General features: G+C 63.2%; 11 protein-coding genes. 5 read left to right on the forward strand and 6 right to left on the reverse strand.

Features of this window, described 5'->3' with window-relative positions:
- The first annotated feature begins 219 nt into the window (after nucleotides 1–219).
- Both purL and KU43P_RS05365 read left to right on the forward strand, forming a co-directional pair.
- The gene (gene purL, locus KU43P_RS05360; protein WP_317661380.1) at nucleotides 220–4,119 is read left to right on the forward strand and encodes a phosphoribosylformylglycinamidine synthase; all 3,900 of its coding nucleotides are present in this window, start codon (nucleotides 220–222) and stop codon (nucleotides 4,117–4,119) included.
- Nucleotides 4,120–4,122: 3 nt separating this feature from the next.
- Nucleotides 4,123–4,434, forward strand: coding sequence for a YqfO family protein (locus tag KU43P_RS05365; protein WP_317661381.1), 312 nt, complete (start codon nucleotides 4,123–4,125; stop codon nucleotides 4,432–4,434).
- A gap of 3 nt (nucleotides 4,435–4,437) precedes the next feature.
- Here the strand turns inward: KU43P_RS05365 and KU43P_RS05370 are convergent, their stop codons facing one another.
- The 6 genes from KU43P_RS05370 to KU43P_RS05395 all read right to left on the reverse strand — a co-directional run bounded on the left by KU43P_RS05370 (nucleotide 4,438) and on the right by KU43P_RS05395 (nucleotide 16,343).
- On the reverse strand, nucleotides 4,438–6,462 hold the full coding sequence (locus tag KU43P_RS05370) for an HET-C-related protein (RefSeq protein WP_317661382.1): 2,025 nt from the start codon (nucleotides 6,460–6,462) through the stop codon (nucleotides 4,438–4,440).
- Nucleotides 6,463–6,628: 166 nt separating this feature from the next.
- Nucleotides 6,629–8,689, reverse strand: a complete 2,061-nt coding sequence (locus tag KU43P_RS05375; protein WP_317661383.1) for a PhoX family protein — start codon at nucleotides 8,687–8,689, stop codon at nucleotides 6,629–6,631.
- A gap of 144 nt (nucleotides 8,690–8,833) precedes the next feature.
- Nucleotides 8,834–13,360: a hemagglutinin repeat-containing protein gene (locus tag KU43P_RS05380; protein WP_317661384.1), complete on the reverse strand. Its 4,527-nt coding sequence runs from the start codon at nucleotides 13,358–13,360 to the stop codon at nucleotides 8,834–8,836.
- Between the two features lie 27 nt (nucleotides 13,361–13,387).
- Nucleotides 13,388–15,055 (reverse strand): ShlB/FhaC/HecB family hemolysin secretion/activation protein, encoded by a 1,668-nt coding sequence (locus tag KU43P_RS05385; protein ID WP_317661385.1) that lies wholly within the window; start codon nucleotides 15,053–15,055, stop codon nucleotides 13,388–13,390.
- Nucleotides 15,056–15,215: 160 nt separating this feature from the next.
- Nucleotides 15,216–15,770: a murein L,D-transpeptidase family protein gene (locus tag KU43P_RS05390; RefSeq protein WP_317661386.1), complete on the reverse strand. Its 555-nt coding sequence runs from the start codon at nucleotides 15,768–15,770 to the stop codon at nucleotides 15,216–15,218.
- Between the two features lie 21 nt (nucleotides 15,771–15,791).
- A complete protein-coding gene (locus KU43P_RS05395) occupies nucleotides 15,792–16,343 on the reverse strand; it encodes an NUDIX hydrolase (protein ID WP_317661387.1) in 552 nt (183 codons plus the stop codon).
- Nucleotides 16,344–16,468: 125 nt separating this feature from the next.
- Here KU43P_RS05395 and KU43P_RS05400 point away from each other — a divergent pair, with 125 nt between their 5' ends.
- The 3 genes from KU43P_RS05400 to KU43P_RS05410 are packed head-to-tail and all read left to right on the forward strand — an operon-like array spanning nucleotide 16,469 to nucleotide 17,834.
- Nucleotides 16,469–17,068, forward strand: coding sequence for a CoA pyrophosphatase (locus tag KU43P_RS05400; RefSeq protein WP_317661388.1), 600 nt, complete (start codon nucleotides 16,469–16,471; stop codon nucleotides 17,066–17,068).
- A gap of 42 nt (nucleotides 17,069–17,110) precedes the next feature.
- Nucleotides 17,111–17,635: a gamma carbonic anhydrase family protein gene (locus tag KU43P_RS05405; protein WP_317661389.1), complete on the forward strand. Its 525-nt coding sequence runs from the start codon at nucleotides 17,111–17,113 to the stop codon at nucleotides 17,633–17,635.
- Nucleotides 17,628–17,834, forward strand: coding sequence for a DUF1289 domain-containing protein (locus KU43P_RS05410; protein WP_317661390.1), 207 nt, complete (start codon nucleotides 17,628–17,630; stop codon nucleotides 17,832–17,834). Before KU43P_RS05405 ends, KU43P_RS05410 begins: the two co-directional genes overlap by 8 nt.
- Nucleotides 17,835–17,938 lie beyond the last annotated feature (104 nt).

Consider the following 17,938-nt stretch of genomic DNA (forward strand, 5'->3'; position numbering starts at 1 on the left):
TGTGCTGCACGGGCCCTATCGCCGGCAAGCGGCGTGAATCCTGTGGGAGCCGGCTTGCCGGCGACAGGGCCTGAACAGGCAAGACACGGCAAAATTTTTTGACCCGCAAGTCCGGTTCCGCCGCCCGGCAGCCTTGGCTTAGAGCGGGTGCCGAAAAGCGCGGAATTAGGCTAGAATGCACGGCCTCTAAGCACACCCCTTCCTGAGGCTGTCCCGACGATGTTGATCCTGCGCGGCGCTCCTGCCCTTTCTGCCTTTCGCCACGGTAAATTACTCGAGCAACTGAGCCAGAAAGTCCCCGCTGTTACTGGTTTGTATGCCGAATTTGCCCACTTCGCCGACGTTGACGGCGAGCTGACCGCCGACCAGCAGCAGGTGCTGGGCCGTCTGCTCAAGTACGGCCCGAGCGTGCCGGTACAGGAGCCGACCGGCCGCCTGTTCCTGGTGGTGCCGCGCCTGGGCACCATCTCGCCTTGGGCCAGCAAGGCCAGCGACATTGCCCACAACTGCGGCCTGCAGTCGATCCAGCGCCTGGAGCGCGGCATCGCCTACTACGTCGCGGGTGAGCTGAGCGAGGCCGACGCCGCACTGGTTGCCGCCGAACTGCACGACCGCATGACCCAGCGCGTGCTGGCCCAGCTGGAGCAGGCATCCGATCTGTTCAGCCACGCCCAGCCAAAGCCGATGACCTCGGTCGACATCCTCGCCGGTGGCCGCGCCGCCCTGGCCCAGGCCAACATCGACCTGGGCCTGGCCCTGGCCGAAGACGAGATCGACTACCTGGTCAACGCCTTCCAGGGGCTTGCGCGCAACCCGAACGACATCGAACTGATGATGTTCGCTCAGGCCAACTCCGAGCATTGCCGCCACAAAATCTTCAACGCCAGTTGGGACATCGACGGCCAGGCTCAGGAAAAGAGCCTGTTCGGCATGATCAAGAACACCTACCAGATGCACAACGAAGGTGTTCTGTCGGCCTACAAGGACAACGCTTCGGTCATCGTCGGCAACGTCGCCGGGCGCTTCTTCCCGAACCCTGAAACCCGCCAGTACGGCGCGGTGCAGGAGCCGGTGCACATCCTGATGAAGGTCGAGACGCACAACCACCCGACCGCCATCGCCCCGTTCTGCGGTGCCTCCACCGGTTCCGGCGGCGAGATCCGCGACGAAGGTGCCACCGGCCGTGGCGCCAAGCCCAAGGCCGGCCTCACCGGCTTCACCGTGTCCAACCTGCGCATCCCGGGCTTCGAACAGCCGTGGGAGCAGGCCTACGGCAAGCCCGAGCGTATTGTCGACGCCCTTGACATCATGATCGAAGGCCCGCTGGGTGGCGCCGCGTTCAACAACGAATTCGGTCGCCCGGCCCTGACCGGCTACTTCCGGACCTTCGAGCAGGCCATCAACACCCCGCACGGTGAAGAAGTGCGCGGCTACCACAAGCCGATCATGCTCGCAGGCGGCATGGGCAACATTCGTGAAGACCACGTGCAGAAGGGCGAGATCACCGTTGGCGCCAAGCTGATCGTGCTCGGCGGCCCGGCCATGCTGATCGGCCTGGGTGGCGGTGCGGCATCGTCGGTCGCTACCGGCGCAAGCTCCGCCGACCTGGACTTCGCCTCGGTGCAGCGCGAAAACCCGGAAATGGAGCGCCGTTGCCAGGAAGTCATCGACCGCTGCTGGCAGCTGGGCGACGCCAACCCGATCGCCTTCATCCACGACGTCGGCGCTGGTGGTATCTCCAACGCCTTCCCCGAACTGGTCAACGATGGCGGCCGCGGTGGCCGCTTCGAACTGCGCAACGTGCCCAATGACGAGCCGGGCATGGCCCCGCACGAGATCTGGAGCAACGAATCGCAGGAGCGCTACGTGCTGGCCGTCAGCGCCGTCGACTTCGAGCGCTTCCAGGCCATCTGCGAACGCGAGCGCTGCCCGTTCGCGGTTGTCGGCGAGGCCACCGAAGAGCCGCACCTGACCGTGACCGATAGCCACTTCGACAACACGCCGGTGGACATGCCGCTAGACGTGCTGCTGGGCAAACCGCCGCGCATGCACCGTTCGGTCACCCGCGAAGCCGAGCTGGGCGATGATTTCGACCCGAGCAAGGTGGACCTGGACAACGCCGTGCAGCGTGTCCTGAACCACCCGGCCGTGGCCAGCAAGAGCTTCCTGATCACCATCGGCGACCGCACCATCACCGGCCTGGTCGCCCGCGACCAGATGGTCGGCCCGTGGCAGGTACCGGTGGCCGACTGCGCCGTCACCGCCACCAGCTTCGACGTCTACACCGGTGAAGCCATGGCCATGGGCGAGCGTACCCCGTTGGCCCTGCTCGACGCCCCGGCTTCCGGCCGCATGGCGATCGGCGAAACCCTGACCAACCTGGCGGCTGCACGAATTGAAAAACTGTCCGACATCAAGCTGTCGGCCAACTGGATGTCCGCCGCCGGCCATCCGGGTGAAGATGCCCGCCTGTATGACACCGTCAAGGCCGTCGGCATGGAGCTGTGCCCCGAGCTGGGAATTACCATCCCGGTCGGCAAGGACTCGATGTCGATGAAGACCAAGTGGAGCGAAGACGGCGTCGAAAAGAGCGTCACCTCGCCGATGTCGCTGATCATCACCGGCTTCGCCCCGGTCTCCGACATCCGCAAGACCCTGACACCGCAACTGCGCATGGACAAGGGCGAAACCGACCTGATCCTGATCGACCTGGGCCGTGGCAAGAACCGCATGGGCGCGTCGATCCTGGCGCAGACCCACGGCAAGATCGCTGCCCAGGCACCTGACGTCGACGACGCCGAAGACCTCAAGGCCTTCTTCGCCGTGATTCAGGGCCTGAACGCCGACGGCCACCTGTTGGCCTACCACGACCGTTCCGACGGCGGCTTGCTGACCACCGTGGTGGAAATGGCCTTTGCCGGCCACTGCGGCCTCGACCTGCAGCTCGACCCACTGACCGACAACCGCAATGACGTGCCGGCCATCCTCTTCAACGAGGAACTGGGTGCGGTCATCCAGGTGCGTCAGGATGCTACCCCGGACGTGCTGGCGCAGTTCAGCGCCGCGGGCCTGGGTGAAGGTTGCGTGGCAGTGATCGGCAAGCCGGTCAACAACGCCGAAGTGTCCATCAGCCTGAACGGTGAAGTGCTGTTCGACGACGACCGTCGCATGCTGCAGCGTCAGTGGGCCGAGACCAGCTACCAGGTCCAGCGCCTGCGTGACAACGCCGACTGCGCCGATCAGGAATTCGACGCGCTGCTCGAAGAAGACAACCCAGGCCTGTCGGTCAAGGTTGGCTACGACGTCAACGAAGACATCGCTGCGCCGTACATCAAGAAAGGCGTGCGCCCGCAAGTGGCGATCCTGCGTGAGCAGGGCGTCAACGGCCAGGTCGAGATGGCTGCTGCCTTCGACCGCGCCGGCTTCGCCGCCATTGACGTGCACATGAGCGACATCCTCGCTGGTCGTGTCGACTTCGAAGCCTTCAAGGGCCTGGTCGCCTGCGGTGGCTTCTCCTACGGTGACGTGCTGGGTGCCGGTGAAGGCTGGGCCAAGTCGGCACTGTTCAACACCCGTGCCCGCGATGCTTTCCAGGCCTTCTTCGAGCGTACCGACAGCTTCGCCCTGGGCGTGTGCAACGGTTGCCAGATGATGTCCAACCTGCACGAGCTGATCCCAGGCACCGAGTACTGGCCGCACTTCGTGCGCAACCGCTCGGAGCAGTTCGAGGCACGCGTGGCCATGGTCGAGGTGCAGAAGTCCAACTCGATCTTCCTGCAGGGCATGGCCGGTTCGCGCATGCCGATCGCCATCGCCCACGGTGAAGGCCACGCCGAGTTCGCCAACGAAGAGGCATTGCTGGAAGCCGACCTGTCCGGTTGCGTGGCCCTGCGCTACGTCGACAACCACGGCAAGGTCACTGAAGCCTACCCGGCCAACCCGAACGGCTCGCCGCGTGGTATCACCGGCCTGACCAGCCGCGACGGGCGCGTGACCATCATGATGCCGCACCCGGAGCGTGTGTTCCGCGCCGTGCAGAACTCCTGGCGCCCGGACGAGTGGCAGGAAGACGCCGCGCTGATGCGCATGTTCCGCAATGCGCGGGTGTGGGTGAACTGAGGCGTGTACAAGCTCGCCTTCTTCGTCCCGGCCAGCCATGTGGAGGTGGTCAAGGCCGCTGTATTCGCCGCCGGTGGCGGGCGTATCGGCGACTACGACCACTGCGCCTGGCAGACGCTGGGCCAGGGCCAGTTCCGCCCGTTGGACGGCAGCCAGCCGTTCCTCGGGCAAGCTGGCCAGGTCGAGTTGGTCGAGGAGTGGAAGGTGGAGCTGGTGGTGGCTGACGACCTGATTGCCCAGGTCGTCGCTGCACTCAAGCAGAGCCATCCGTACGAGACGCCAGCCTATGAGGTCTGGCGGCTCGAGGCCTTTTGAAACTCAACCGAACGGGAACGCGTTGCTGATGATGTCTGAAACGCTATTGGGGGCGTTTCTAAAGCTTTCACCCAACACTCTCACTCGTTCCTCTTCTTCCTTTGCAAGTTGCGCCTGCAGTTCTGCAAGGTCACCGAGGTTGCCACCCAGGCGGATCATCTTTCGCGCTCGCTCACGGTCCATTGCTTCCCACGCCGCGACGATGTCGTCATGCCAGAAATCATCATTGGGGTGCTGGATGAAGCTCATGGCCACGGTAGCGGGGTCTCGCTCAGTGTCGCCCTGCCAGTACTGATACATCGAACGGCCCACTTCCTGCACTGCATAGGTGGCCAGGTAGGCTGCCAAGTCATGGAATGGGTGAGTATCGTGATCTTTGGCAAGTTGAGAGTGAGTCGGATGCAAGCCGGCTATCTCATTGGGATTGTGGCCGGACAGTGTCTGGTAGTCGTCGATGTTGTCGCCCAGCCAGTGGAGTATCCCCTGAATAGTGGTGTTGATTGCATTCTGCAACAGCATCAGTGGAACCTTGGCTATCCAGGTGCTGACTTCGTATAGACCAAACAGTGGATCTGCCGCTGCCTGGTCTCGCCACGCGAGGAACTGGTTCAGCCACGCCAGTGGTATATCGCTCTCGTGTTCTGCGAGCAATATGAGCAACACCTGTTCTGCATCACTGCGATCGCCCGGCTTTGTGCGTTTGAAGTCGAGATTCTGCACCTCGAAGAAAATCTTGCCCAACGGCTCGGCGATGCTGGCGATGACGTCCAGGCCGCCGAACATGCCGGTAACTATGGGAAACCCATGCTTGCAGTTCGTTTCAGTGGTCCAGGGGAGTACGTCATACCCCCGTTTACGCAGGCACAGTTCGACGAAGTTTGAATGGGAAAAGTAATCTTCCAGTACATGCAGCGCTTCACCAAAATAGCGCCTGCCCTCGATGGTGTTACCTGCTTGCATGGCATCGATGAGCTTGTCATACATGTAGCGTGCAGCACGTGTGACGTAGGCAGACATCGAGCTTTGCTGGTCGACCTCCAGTAAGGAATGCCCCTGCGTTACCAGGGGTTCGAAATCCGTATCGATGTGTTGCGGGTCGAGTGCGTCAGTGGCCGGGTTCAGTGGGTTGTCAATATGCTCTGATGGGCGATAGACCCCTAGCATGTGAGGCACCACGGTATAGGCCTGGCGTTCTTCCGGCGTCACCTGAAGATCGTGAAACGCCTTGAGTGCCAAGAGGTCGACCAGTTGCGTCAACGCTATCCGAGACAGTTTTGAAGGAAAGTTCTTGGGCTCGTCATGCTTGCGCACGATCTTCGGATCCAGCAGTTGCGAGTAATCACGCAGCCAGTTGCCAAAATAGATACTCCGGCGTTCCTCATTGGTGAAACCTACGGCTGCCAAGCCATTTTCGAGGGACTCGTGACCAAACGAGCCAGGTTTTTCATCCCCATCGCCTGCAGAAAATCTTGCCGCTTTGGGGAGACGTTCCTGGTTGGGTAATGTCAGGTGCAAATCGTCTCCGGCGCAGGTGGCGAACACGACACCGTCCGCCGTTCTGGGCCCGCAGAAAAAGATCATTGCCGCATAATCGGTGCCAACCTCGTGCTTCACAGGTGACCGACGTGAAGTGATCGGAGTGAGTTCGCCAACGTCTTGCCTGATCACGCTATCGAGGTATTCGCCAAATGCCCGGGTCATGGCATTGAGCAGGTTTAGGCTTTCAAAATCTTGGGATCGTGCCTGCGCGATCTCAGTCTCGGCCACGAAAATCGTGCGGACCGTAGCGTCATAATGGGTGGCGGCGCTGCTTTGTGACTCAACCTGATACAGCGGGTTGGCCATGCTGCCCTCAAGCAAGGCTGCATGCAGTTTTGTATAGGCCTCCACATTCAAGTCTGTGCCAAAAACGGACATGAGCAGCGCTGCAAAAAGATTCTTATCGGTGTGCTGGGCAAAGGCTACTAGTTGGTTCAGCGCATAGGTGCTTTCAAAAATTGGGCTGTTGGCGTCTGTGTCGGTATGCATGGCATATTCCCTCGGAAAGTTGGACGCCGAGCTTGATTATTCACCTTGCCTGGATGAACCGAGCAGTATTGCCAGTGCGGGAAATCTGCCCACCTGCAGACAGCGTTAGATGCGGGCAAGGCAGGCTTGCCCGCTTTGCAGAGCTGTGTCATCGCAGGGGAGTGTGTCAGGCGGTCCCAATCTCACCGCCATCATCCCGCTGGATCACCACCGTTGAAGCTCGCGGCCGCACTTTGGTCCCCGCTGGGGTGACGTCGGTTGCCTTGTCGGAATACGGCCAGTTTTCCGGGTGCTGGATGTTGATGAACAAGGTCTTGTTGTCCGGAGTGAGGGTGATCCCCGTCACCTCGCAGCCGTTCGGCCCGACGAAGAAACGGCGCAAATCTCCCTGATTCCTGGCGTTGACCGGTAACTGCTTGCCGGTGGCGTCAACCAGCTGCGTGGGGATCACCGCCAGCAACTGATCGTTGGTGTAGTCGGTCAGGGTGGTTTCGCTGTTGTCGGTCTCGAACCAAAGAACGCCACGGCTATCGAAACTCATGCCGTCGGGGCTTGCGAACTGGTTGAGCTCGGTCAGACCCGAGCGGTTGATATCGGCAGTGCCGGCAGCGTTGGCGCCGAATACGAAGATGTCCCAAGTGAAGCTCGAATGATCGTCGCTGTCGTGCCAGCGGATGATATGGCCGTGACGGTTCGGGCCGCGTGGGTTGGCCGCGTCGACCTGTGCAGGGGTGCGGACGCTATTGTTGGTCAGGGTCAGGTAGGCATCGCCATTGAGCGGATTGACCGCCGTCCATTCCGGGCGGTCCATTGGGGTCGCCCCAACGGCATCGCCTGCGCCGCGGGTATTGAGGATGATGCCCGGCAAGTCGCCGTACAAGGCCCCGAGGGTGCGGCCATCCTTGGTTGGCGTGGCAACGTCCAGCAACAGCCAGGCGCCCGTACCATCGGCATTGAAGCGGGCCACGTAGAGCTTGCCCTGGTCCATGTACTTGGCACCTGTGGCCATGCGGTCGGCAGGGTTCGCGTCGGCGGCGTCCCACAACGCATTCGAGACGAACTTGTAGAGATATTCATTGTTGGAGTCGTCGCCCATGTACCAGACCAGAGGCTTGCCAGCTACCGGCAGGCCCGGGCAGCAGCCTTCGTGGCGCAAGCGACCAAGGGCGGTGCGCTTGGTCGCCAGGGTGCTGCTGTCGTAAGGGTCGATCTCGACGATGTAGCCGTACGTGCTGGCTTCATTGCGGTAATCGTCGGTGGCGCTGGCGCCCCTGGGGGTCACGTCGAAGCGGGCGAATTCGTCGTCCACTTCGCTGCTGTCACCCGCTGCGCTCTCCCACTGGTACAGGCCGCTGGAGGTGCCGACGCCAATTCGGCGCTGGTCTTGCGCCAGGGTGCCTTTGTTGACGAATATGCCCGGCCAATTTTCTTCGCACGTAAGATAGGTGCCCCACGGGGTATAGCCATTGCCGCAGTTGTTGTTGGTGCCGCGGCTGTGGGTGCCGGCCGGCGAGTACTTGGTCCTGACATGCTCGGTGCCACGCAGCGGGCCGCTGATCTGCATGCGCGAGGCGGTGGTGAAGCGGCGGTTGAGCGGGTCGTTGTCGACCACCTGCCAGCGCCCGTCGATCTTTTTCAGGCGAACCACACCGGCACCGTGGGCGTTGATTTCCTTGCGCACTTCTTCGGCAGGGCGCTTGCCCTGCGTGTCGGTGGTCGGGCCGTTGGGGTGCAGGGCAGCGGTGTCGATGTATTCGAAGTTGATCGCCAGCAGGCCATCCTCGGTGCTGCCATCGATCGGGAAGAAGTGCATGCCGTCATGGTGCATGCCCATGGCATTGGCCTGGTCGGCGGCAGTATTGCTACCGTCCGCTTTCCAGGGGTTGCCGTGGCGGTTGAGCGGGGTGCCCCACGGCGCCAGGACATAGGCGCTGTAGCCGGCGGCGACGGCACAGCCATCGGTGCGCGAACCGGCAATGGACTGGAAGCCCAGCGCCAGTTTTGGTCCGGGTCCGGCTGCCGGTGGCGGGGTTGCCGCATGACCGTTGTCGGAACCGCCAGCGCTGTCGAAACAGCCTGTCAGGCCAGCACCCGCGATCATGGCAATGGCTGCGCCGAGGCTGCCACGCATCATGCTGCGGCGGCTCAGGTAGACGTCCATGATGCTGGCCATCGGCATGTTGTCGCTGTGGTTGCGGTCCTGGTTGTCGCCGGTTTCTCGACTCATCAAGACGTCCTTAGGTTGGCTGAGTTGGAGGAATCCGCGACTTTAGTGCGCAAACATGATGATTTCTTTACAGAAATGTTGACGGGCTTTTCACGCACATGTGCAACGGCCTGCACGCAGGCCGCTGCACTGCAAGGGCGTGTCTCAGTCTCTCTTGCCCTGCATGCTCGAAGCCCACTGCTCGCTCCGGCTATGCCCACTGGTACGCAGCAGCCCGAGATCCAGTGCGTTCTCCCCATCCGCCGCACCTTTGCCTTTGGCCATCTCTGCAATAGCGGTCCCCAGGTCCACCGGTGAATTGGACGCATCGATCGACACATCCCGACGGTAGTCGTTGCCGGTCAAGGCTTCCTGGGTCACGGCATTGGCATCGAGCGCAACCTCACCCTTCGCCGATTGCAGCTTCGCTCCCAACAGATGGGCATCACCCCCCACTTTCAGGTCGATGCCTTCACTGCCATTGAGCACGGTTTGCCGGGCCACGCTGTCGCGCTGCACATGCGATACATCCAGGCGCAAGGTCGGCGAGAAACCTGGGTCTGCCTTGCTCAAGGCGGCGCCTGCCTTTTCACTGACCTTGCCTCCCAGTGGCCCGGCCATGGCAGTGGCGGCATTGACGTAGCCCTGCGGGTTCTTTTCCTGGCTCAGGCGGGCGTCAGCCTTAACGCTCAGGGTATCGACACGGTCCTTGCGACTGGCAATGCGCAGGTTACCGTCGATTTCCCCTTGAATGCGCCCGGCTTCCAGAGTTGCGCCCTCGATACGGGTATCACCGCGGCTTTTCAGGTCGATGCGTTCGGCGCGCAGGTTGCCGGCGTTCCAGGTGAGGTTGTCGCGCTTGTCCAGGTCGACCTGAACCCGGCCATGCAGGCCGCGGGTGTCGGTGCTGCCTTTGGCCAGGTTGAAGCCGGCGCCGGCGGTAATGCCAAGGTTGTCGCGGCGCTCGGCGTTGGACGAGGCCTCGATCAGCACGCCGCCGTTGGCGGCGTCGATGTCGATCTCCTGCGCGGTCGCCTGCAGGCCTTCCAGGTGCACGGCGATGTCCTCGCGAGCACGACTGCCGAGGGTCAGCTTGCCCGTGCTGTGGGCTTGTGCGTCGATGGCCTGGCGGGCGTCTTCGGTCTGCTTGCTGTGGTTGAAGTGGCCGCCGATGGCACCGCCTTGGCTGCTGCCGGTCTTCGCGGCCAACTCCATGCCGCCGCCCAGGCTGCCGCCGCTAGCCTGCTGGGTATCGCTGGCAGCCTTGACGTGCAAGCGGCCGCCGCTCTGCACCTGCACATCGCCAACCTTGGCCTCGCGGCTGCCGATGCGAGTGCCTTCCAGCAGCATGTCGCCTGCGCTGGTCAGGCGCACGTCGCCTTTGGCATCGATGTGCCCCACCTGGGCTTTGGTCTGTGTGCTCTCTCGCTGGCTGTGGTCGAGGTAGCCACGCATGTCGATACCCGTGCTGCCTGGGCGGTTGCCGAGCTTGGCCCAGGCATTGCCGTCGAGTTGACGAAGGGTTTGCTGAGCGTGGTCGGTGGCCTGGATAAGCGCCAGGGTGCCAGCGCTCTGGATGACCACGTTGCCTTCACCGCCGTCGATGCGTGTGCCTTCGTAGCGCCCGTCGCTACCCAATTGCACCTGGATACCCTGTTGCCCGTAGAGGCTGCCCGGCACCGCGGTGCTGGTGGATTCCTGCTTTTCCAGCGAACCGCCCTTGCCGGATGCGCGCCCGTTCACATCGTTGCCGGTGCTGGTATCCACCCGCAGATCACCGCCATAGGCCAGGCGCTGTACTGTGTTTTGCTGGGTGTTCTCGGCGGCGCGCTGGTGGTGTTGCTGGGCGTCGATCTGCAGCGTGCCGGCGTTGGCGCGCCAGGCAGTGCCGTGATCGTCGACGGTCTGGGCCTTGACTTCGACGTTGGCCCCAGACAGCTCGCTGACCTGGGCAAAGCCTCGGCGCTGGTTTTCCAGGCGCTTGAGGTGGTCGACGGTCATGTCGGCGCCGGCGCTGGGCGCCACCATGGCATCTTCGGGTGAGGCTTGTTGGAAGCGCGCTGCTTCTTCGCCCAGGACCAGCCGTTCGATCGGGCGGGTCAGGTCGCGGTACTCCAGGCTGGCACCGAGGCTGCCGGACCATTCGTTACGGCGCTCGTCACGTTCGTACGTATCCTGCAAGGCACGGTTCTCGATGCGTTCGGCGGTCACCTTGAGGGTCTTGCCTGCGGCCACCCGGGCGGCCTCGGTGACCAGTTCTTCGGCGTTGAGCTTCAGGCCGCCACCGGCCTGCAAGTCAGTACGCTGCACCATGCTTTCTCTGTCGGACACCTCCTCGACCTTGTGATGGCCTTCGAACAGGCTGCCAAGCCGATCGATGCCGCCCGTCACCGTCAGGCCGCCACCGCTGCGGCTGGTCGTGGTGGACGAGGACTGCTCATTGCGTGTAGCGCCGAGGGTTATCTGCCTGCCCTGCATGCTCAGGTCGCCAGTACTGGCCTGTACCTTGGAGCCGTTCACCTGCAGATGGGCGCCGCTGTCCAGACCCACCGTCGCGCCCTTCAGCTCGCTGGCCACCTGCGATGTCTGGCGTTGTTTGCCGGTGCTGGTAGTCACGTCGTATGCCACACCGGCGGTGTACTGGCGGGATTCGGGTTTGCCGTCCTCGCCCTTCTGGGTCTGGCTGGCGCTGGCAGTGAAACCGCGCTGCTGGCTGCGGGTCTCGCTCTCATCGACCGACTGGGCGCTGTCGATCAGTACATCGCCTTTGGCCTCGACCTGCAGATGCCCGCCGGCCTCGACCTTGGACCCGCGGATACGCATCTCCTCGGCACTGGCCAGGCGCAAGTTGCTGGAAGAGCTGACGTCGCTGATCAGGACCTGCTGCTTGCGCTCTGAGCGTTCGCGGTCGTTGCCGATCAGGCCGAACAGTTTGCTGGTGCTGTCGCGCTCGGTGGACGTGGTGTTGCCGTGGTCCGCTTCAATCGCCAGCATGCCTTTTTCGCTGTAGAGCACCGAGTCTTTCTCGCCATGAACGGTACTGCCCTTGATGCTCACCTGGTCAGCGGCCATGTTCAGTTTGCCACCCGCCGTGACGCTGCTGCCCACAACGCTCTGGCCTTGGGTGTCGTCCCCCTTGCGGTCAGCGAAGAAGGTGCCGGAGACCAGGTCGCCCCGGTAGTTACGGCGCGTGCCGTGTTCCTGCAAGACGGTGGTGCCGATGGTGGCCTGCTTCGCATTAATGCCCAGGTCGCTGCGGCTGTGCAGTTTGCTGCCTTGAACGGTGAGCTTGTCGTTGGCCTTGACCGTCATGCGCTCGGCCTCCAGCGTGCTGCCGTGGGCCGATTCTTTGTACTGGCTGATATCCGTGTCTCCACGCCACAAGTCTTTGCGGTGGCGTATCTGCTCTTCGATACGCTGGCTTCTCTTGCCAGCGGCAATGTCCAGGTTGGCGCCGCTGTCGAGTTTCAGCTCGCCTGCGGCTTTCACGTCGGCGGCTACCAGGCGCATGTCTGCGCCGGACTGCAGCACAATGTCGCCACTGCCTTGCAAGCGGGTACCGCGCAAGTCCTGGTCGGTGGTAGTGCGCTCGCGCTTGTAGGTCTCGCGGGTGACGAACAGGAACTTCTTGTTCCATTCGTCACGTTCGCGGGTGATGCGTTCGCGGCTGTCGGCATCGAGGGTGAGCTGCTTGCCTGCCTTGATCTCGATGCGTTCGGCCTTGCCGTCGACGGCCTTCAGCGTGAGGTCATCGGCGGCGGTGAGGAGCAATGTGCCGCGCTCGGTGATCAGTTCGGCGGGCCGTTCGGCGTTGCCATTGACCTGCAGTGCGCCGGCTGATTGCAGGGTGATGCCTTGATCGGCGTTGATCGGCGTTGCCCCCACGCGCACCCCGGCACCTTCGGCGGTGCTGACCACCCGAATGCGGCCGGCGCGCATGGCGCCGAACAGGTTGGCGTCGATGCTGCCTGGGGTACTCGGCAGGTGCTCGATGACCTGCCCATCGGCATAGCCGATGCGGTTACGGCCAACGGTAATGCCGAGGTCGTGCTTGGCCATGAGCAGCCCTTTGCTGTCCAGCTTTGGCGCGATCAGGTCCAGCGCGCCCTGGGTATTGGTCTGGCCGCCTGCGAGCACGTGCAGGGTGCCATTGGCGTTGAGGGTATTGAGGCTTTTCAGCCGCTCCTCCTGCAATTGCGGCGTGCCGACCACGAACCCGGCACGGGTGGTGTTGATGAAGCTGCCACCGTTGAGTGTGATGCCGTTGGGGTTGGCCAGGATGTAGTCGGCCGGGCGACCGAAGATTTCCTGTGGGCCCTGGATCAGCGAGCTATTGCGGCTTACCACCTCGTTGAGGATGGTCGATGCGGCCTGACCCTGAAATTGCGGGTTGGCGGACAGTGCGCCGGCCAGTTGCGATTGCCCGGCCTGGGTAGCGTTGTTGAGCACTACGCCAGGGGTGCCGACGTTGTAGTCGAGAAACTGGTTGTGTGACAGGCCGCTGCCGTTGGGCGCGACGATGTCGATGACCGGCACCCCGTGCGCATCGTTGATCACGGGCGTCCCCCCAGGGCCTTTGGCCGGTTGCAGGCCGCCCTGTGCCAACGCGGTAGTGGAACCGAGCAGGGCGAGGAAGATGGCCCAACGCAAGGTGTCGGGGCGGATAGACGGTATTTGCGAGAGTGTATGCATGGTCTCGTTCTCTTTGTTGTGGGTGAATCAGATGGACAGGGTCCACTCCAGCACCCAGAAACCGGGCTCCAGGGGCTGACGGGTGCGGTTGCTGGCCTGCAGGGCGCGCTGGTAGTCGAGGCGCAGGCGGTTGTAGGGCAGGGTCAGTTCGATACCAGCCGCCATGCCGGTCAGGTGCTGCGAGGCTTGGCTGCGGTCCTGGCGCAGCCAGCCACGGTCCAGGCCCAGGTACGGGCGGATTTGCACGGGGTGGGTCCAGGGCAGCGGCAGTGAGTGGCTGAACGTGTTGCGCCAGACGGCAGCGCTGGCGCCTGTGTAGGTGTGCTGACGAAAGCCGCGCACGCCCGAGTCGTCGCTGAGCAGCAGTTGTTCGACGGCGGGCAGGTCGTCGGCGCTGTATTGCAGGGCCAGCTCGCTCTGCCAGCGCCATGGCCACTGTGGCGGGCCCTGGCGCAGATGCAGCAGGCTGGCGCGGTACTTGCGAAAGTCCGGCCGTGGCGCACCTGCACGCGCAATCGGGCGGTCGGCACCGAGCCAGTCAGTGCCCTGGGCGACGCCGAGGTAGCCATTCCACAGCCCGGCATCCAGCCAGAGCAGGTTGAGGCCGGCTTCCACACTGCTCAAGGTCGGGCTCTGAATGGCCATCACAGCGCCGTTGGTGCGGTTGGTGAGCTGCTTGTGGTCGAGCCGGGCGCTGGCACTGAGCATGCCGTGCTGGTTGCGCCACAGCAGGCGCTCGACACTCATGCCCTGGTAGCTGCTGTCGCCGCTGCTCAGGTAGCGGCCTTGCGCGATGGGCGCGGCGTAACGCATCTGGCTGGCGTTGAGGCTGAAGGTCCAGGGGCCGTAGGGGATGCTGTAGTAGAGCGTTACACCTTGGCTGTGGCCGGGGGCGTCGAAGACCGTCTTGGCCAACGACAGGCGGAGGTCGCCGTTGTGGCCGAACGGGCTGTCTATGCCAAGGCCGAGGTTCATACGGTAGCGACCGGTCAGCTCGCTGCCACGGTTGTCGAAGTGGCTGTCGAGGTGCCAGCGTGATGCCACCTGGCGCCCCTGCAGCACGATGCGGGTACCGCCCTGCAGCTCGCCAGGCAGCAGGTTGGCGCTCAGCTCAAAGGCGCGCAGGCGGTTGAGCTGGTCCAGCCCTTGTTCGAGTTGTGGCAGGTACAGCGGCTGCCCTAGCAGGTCGGGGAATGCGCCTTCGAGCGAGAGGGGCAGGTCATCCGCCAGCTCGATCGACTCCACGAAGCCTTCGAGAATGACGATGTCGAGCGGGGTGTTCGCTTGGGGAAGGTGGCGCAGGTAGGGGCGGCTGGCGGGGTAACCGGCCTCTACGTAATGTTGCGTGATGGCCTTCAATAGGCGGTTGATATCGTCCACGCCCATGCAGGGTCGCAGCTGGTTGGCCACGGTGGGTTCCAGCTCTTGTGGGAGCACGCGCTGGTTGCCGGCCAGCCTTACACCGCTGATTGCCAGGCAGCGATCGTGTTCAGGGGCGGTGGGGGCGGGGCTTTCGTCGGCGCTGGGCGAAGGCGCTCGTTGCCAGCGCTGCAACCGTTGTCGCTGTTCCAGCTGGCGCTGCGTCTGCTGCTGATCGCGTAACTGCTGGCTGGCAGGGTCGTCGGCCAGTGCCGGTAGCGCGGCCAGGCATGCCGCAATGCAGCAGGCGGCGATGTGAAGCGATGGGAACGGCATGGAAGCACCCCGCAAATGGCGTACGGCTCACGTACTTGTTTGCGTGGATGCTAAGAATTTGCCCATCCGATTGGATGCAGTCCCGTGCCTACACTGGCGTAGGACGGGAGTGGAACTGCGGTGCGAAAGCTCCTACAGCTTCAGTTGTAGCGACGGATTGTCATGGCCGAATTTCGATCAACGTCCCATCCCGCACCAGATCCCAAACTTCCTGCATGTCGCGGTTGCGCATGGCGATGCAGCCGTCGGTCCAGTCGAGCGTGTGGAAGTACCACTCAGGGTAGTTGTCGTTGATCGGTGTGCCGTGAATCATGATCATGCTGCCGGCGCTCACGCCTTCGCGAGTGGCACGGGCGGCGTCGGTGATGTTCGGGTAGGTGATGTGCATGGCCAGGTTGAAGCGGTCGCTTTCCTTGCGCCAGTCGAGCCAGTACAGGCCCTCGGGCGTCTTCTTGTCGCCTTCGCGTTCCTTGGCGCCCTTGGGTTGCTTGCCCAGGGAAATGCGGTAGGTCTTGAGCGGTTCGCCACGGCTGATCAGTTGCAGGCGCCGCTCGGACTTGATCACCAGTACCTTGTCGATCAGCGGTTGCATGGCCGCCTGCGATTGTGACTGTTGCGGCACGGGCGGTTGCGGCTTGCGAATGATGGTCTCGGTGAAGGCCGCCTGGGACACCGAGGTAACGCAAAGGCAGAAAAAGGCGAGCAACCAACGCATGAAACGGTATCCCTGAAGGCATTAAGTAATGGGCGAAACGGTCATCGGTGGCAGGTATTCATGGCCCACGGGGTAGTGCTGCCCGATGCGGTCGCGATAATAGCATTCTAGTGTGCGTGTGACGGTCCGGAAAGCCAGGTGGTCCCACGGGATCTCGTGCTGCTCGAACAACCTCACCTCCAGGCTTTCGACGCCGGCAGCGAAGTTCAGGTCAGCCAGCTCGGCGCGGAAGAACACGTGCACCTGGTTGATGTGCGGTAAGTCGAACAACTGGTAGAGGGCCATCGAGCCTACCCGGGCACAGGCTTCCTCGACGGTTTCGCGACGGGCGGCCTGGTCCAGGGTTTCGCCGTTTTCCATGAAGCCGGCGGGCAGGGTCCAGAAGCCGCGGCGCGGTTCGATCGCACGGCGGCAGAGCAGCACTTGGCTGCCCCATGCAGGCAGCACCCCGGCAACGATGTTGGGGTTCTGGTAGTGGATGGTCTGACAATTATCGCAGACGTACCGCAGGCGGCTGTCGCCTTCGGGGATCCGCTGAATGACCGGCTGGCCGCACGCGCTGCAGAATTTCATGCTGTCTCCCTTTCGTTACGGCTATCTTGGCGCGTCAGGCAGTGGCGCCGCAAGCGTGCGGGGCTTGGGTGACGCGTGGCTTTTGGTGCATCATGCAGGGCAGGCCTTGGAAACGAGAGTGCGCAATGCTGGACGAGCTACTTCGCCGAATGAGCAACCACCAACCGGCTTCGCTGGAAACCGACCGACGGTTCCCCGAAGCGGCGGTCCTTCTGCCCATTACTCGCAGCGAAGCGCCCGAACTGGTCTTGACCCTGCGTGCCAAGGGCTTGTCCACCCACGGCGGCGAAGTCGCCTTCCCCGGAGGCCGACGCGATCCGGAAGACCCAGACTTGGTATTCACCGCCCTGCGCGAAGCCGAAGAAGAAATCGGCCTGCCGCCAGGCTTGGTGGAGGTTATCGGCCCGCTCAGTCCGTTGATTTCCCTGCATGGCCTGAAAGTGACGCCATTCGTCGGGATAATCCCCGATTTCGTCGAGTACCACGCCAATGATGCGGAGATCGCGGCAGTATTCACCGTGCCGCTGGAATTCTTTCGTCAGGACCCGCGTGACCACACCCACCGTATCGATTACCAGGGCCGCAGCTGGTACGTGCCCAGCTATCGCTATGGCGAATACAAGATCTGGGGGTTGTCGGCGATCATGATCGTCGAGCTGGTCAACCTGCTGTTCGACGCCGGCATCAGCCTGCACCAGCCCCCCGAGCGCTACATAGAAATCTGAGTGGGGCTCACCCCGCCGCCGTTGCTACCCTGAGGAGCGAACATGAAATACCGCCTGGGCGACCTGCGGGTCGAATGCCATCCCACCAGCTGGGCCGCACCCAATGCCACGCTGATCGGCCGCGTGCGCCTGCAAGCCCGCGCCAGCGTGTGGTTCGGCGCAGTGCTGCGCGGCGACAACGAGCTGATCGACATCGGTGAAGACAGCAACGTGCAGGACGGTACGGTGATGCACACCGACATGGGCTCGCCGCTGACCCTGGGCAAGGGCGTGACCATTGGCCACAACGCCATGCTGCATGGCTGCAGCGTGGGCGATTACAGCCTGATCGGCATCAATGCAGTGATCCTCAATGGCGCGCGCATCGGCAAGCACTGCATCATCGGCGCCAACGCGCTGATCCCGGAGGGCAAGGAAATTCCCGATGGTTCGCTGGTGATGGGCTCGCCGGGCAAGGTGGTGCGCGAGCTGAACGAGCAGCAGAAGCGCCTGCTCGAGGCCAGCGCCGCGCACTACGTGCACAATGCCCAGCGCTATGCGCGAGAGCTGGTGGTTGACGATGAGTGAAGGGGTCGTGGTCGAGCGGCCGGTGGCTTCGCCTTGCGTAAGCATCTGTGCGCTGGATGAGCAGGATGTCTGCACCGGGTGCCAGCGCACGGTGGCGGAGATCGGCCGTTGGGGGCGGATGGACAATACCGAGCGCCGGGCGGTGCTCAAGCTATGTCATGAGCGGGCGGTGGCGGCCGGGTTGATCATGGGGCAGTGAGTGCGGTGTCGGCCTTATCGCCGGCAAGCCGGCTCCCACAGGGGTCACCACTCATTACCTTGTGGGAGCCGGCTTGCCGGCGATGAGGCCAGTCGCAACAACAC

The sequence above is a fragment of the Pseudomonas sp. KU43P genome (assembly GCF_033095865.1).
Taxonomy (GTDB): Bacteria; Pseudomonadota; Gammaproteobacteria; order Pseudomonadales; family Pseudomonadaceae; genus Aquipseudomonas.

Coding starts and splice junctions, on each gene's coding strand:
- purL (WP_317661380.1), top strand. CDS start 220: ATGTTGATCCTGCGCGGCGCTCCTGCCCTTTCTGCCTTTCGCCACGGT.
- KU43P_RS05370 (WP_317661382.1), bottom strand. CDS start 6,462: ATGCATACCGACACAGACGCCAACAGCCCAATTTTTGAAAGCACCTAT.
- KU43P_RS05375 (WP_317661383.1), bottom strand. CDS start 8,689: ATGAGTCGAGAAACCGGCGACAACCAGGACCGCAACCACAGCGACAAC.
- KU43P_RS05380 (WP_317661384.1), bottom strand. CDS start 13,360: ATGCATACACTCTCGCAAATACCGTCTATCCGCCCCGACACCTTGCGT.
- KU43P_RS05385 (WP_317661385.1), bottom strand. CDS start 15,055: ATGCCGTTCCCATCGCTTCACATCGCCGCCTGCTGCATTGCGGCATGC.
- KU43P_RS05390 (WP_317661386.1), bottom strand. CDS start 15,770: ATGCGTTGGTTGCTCGCCTTTTTCTGCCTTTGCGTTACCTCGGTGTCC.
- KU43P_RS05395 (WP_317661387.1), bottom strand. CDS start 16,343: ATGAAATTCTGCAGCGCGTGCGGCCAGCCGGTCATTCAGCGGATCCCC.
- KU43P_RS05400 (WP_317661388.1), top strand. CDS start 16,469: ATGCTGGACGAGCTACTTCGCCGAATGAGCAACCACCAACCGGCTTCG.
- KU43P_RS05405 (WP_317661389.1), top strand. CDS start 17,111: ATGAAATACCGCCTGGGCGACCTGCGGGTCGAATGCCATCCCACCAGC.
- KU43P_RS05410 (WP_317661390.1), top strand. CDS start 17,628: ATGAGTGAAGGGGTCGTGGTCGAGCGGCCGGTGGCTTCGCCTTGCGTA.